1 protein-coding gene and 1 pseudogene are annotated in these 1304 nt (G+C 50.2%); one reads left to right on the top strand and one right to left on the bottom strand.

The genetic code is table 11. From position 1 onward, the window contains the following. Positions 1-100: 100 nt before the first annotated feature. A complete protein-coding gene (locus tag IE090_RS17745; RefSeq protein WP_229815829.1) occupies positions 101-385 on the bottom strand; it encodes an IS3 family transposase in 285 nt (94 codons plus the stop codon). A gap of 265 nt (positions 386-650) precedes the next feature. Between IE090_RS17745 and IE090_RS17740 the strand changes: the two are divergent. Continuing rightward, positions 651-1078 (top strand): annotated as a pseudogene (locus IE090_RS17740) (transposase); the annotation flags it as partial. Between the last annotated feature and the right edge of the window lie 226 nt (positions 1079-1304).

The following is a 1304-nucleotide window of genomic DNA, read 5'->3' as shown; positions in this document are numbered from 1 at the left end:
CAGCACTACCACCAACTCGCATGAACCACCGTTCATCATAGCGACCGAGTGATGAGTAAAAAAAGAGGTTAATCAGGGGTGATCAGGCGCCAAGGCCATCTTATGCCTTGACACCGGGAGAGCGTCTATATATGTCGGTGGTCAGCACAAACCGTTTCTTCTTCCAGACGCTCAGTCCGAGTGCTTTCATCAGCGATCGCACCCGGTAGCGACCTATGATAAAGCCTTCTTTGCGCAGTAATGTCATCAGTTGACGGCTACCCAAGCTTTGTCGCGACTCGTTAAACAACGTCTTCATGCGCTGTTTCAGATGCCACGTTTGGCTATCAGGGTGTTTGTCATCACGCCGGAGCCAGTCGTAATAGGCACTGGTGCTGACTTGCATCACTCGGCATAGCTGCGTGACACTGCCATCATCTTCCCACTGACGGATGAAGTCGTACTTTACTTCATTTCTTTCGCAAAGAAGGCGCTGGCCTTTTTTAGGATTTCCTTCTCTAAGCGCAGCTCTTTATTTTCACGCCTCAAGCGCTTCAGCTCTGCGCGCTCATCGGCCGCTAAAGACTCGCCTGAAGCTTCGGTAATCCCCCCGAAAAATAACAGCAGCCAAAAGTAGAATTTTCTCGTAACCTAAGCGTAGGAGATTCTGTATGAAAAAATCACGTTACACAGACAGCCAGATCATGGCGATCCTCAAGCAAGCCGAGGCTGGCACGCCTGTGCCGGAGCTTTGCCGTGAACATGGCATGAGCAGCGCGACATTTTACAAATGGAGAGCCAAATACGGTGGCATGGATGCCTCACTCATGGCACGCATGAAGGAGCTTGAGGAAGAAAATCGACGCCTCAAGAAGATGTACGCCGAGGAGCGCCTCAAGGCCGAGATCATTCAGGAAGCCATGGCAAAAAAGTGGTGAAGCCCCAGGCGCGGCGCATGCTCACTCAACAATCTGTCGCTGAGCGGAAAATCAGTATTCGTCTGGCCTGTCAGATATTCGCCGTGAGTGAAACCTGTTACCGCTATCAGCCCATACTCAGTGACGAAAACGCTGAAATCGCCCATCGGCTTATAAAGCTAAGGCACCTCTGATTTTCACCTGAAATCGCCGAACCTAACCAGGAAATCAGAAAAAGTTGGGAAAGGCTGCCGATTCCCATGTTCTAGGTCCTTATTCGGGCCTTATTTTTGCCCCAAAACTGCATTTCTGCAGATTTTGGGCGCACTCGCCCTAATTTAGGGCCGATTTCACTCTCAGCAGGTTGGTAAAACCTGCTAGCAAATACAAACGGTTGGTATTCTTCTT

This window comes from Bacterioplanes sanyensis, assembly GCF_014652515.1.
Taxonomy (GTDB): Bacteria; Pseudomonadota; Gammaproteobacteria; order Pseudomonadales; family Oceanobacteraceae; genus Bacterioplanes; species Bacterioplanes sanyensis.
This window is presented reverse-complemented; position numbering and strand designations above follow the sequence as displayed.

Excerpts from the sequence above, each read along its gene's own strand:
- IE090_RS17745 (WP_229815829.1), bottom strand. The coding sequence starts at position 385 with ATGCAAGTCAGCACCAGTGCCTATTACGACTGGCTCCGGCGTGATGAC.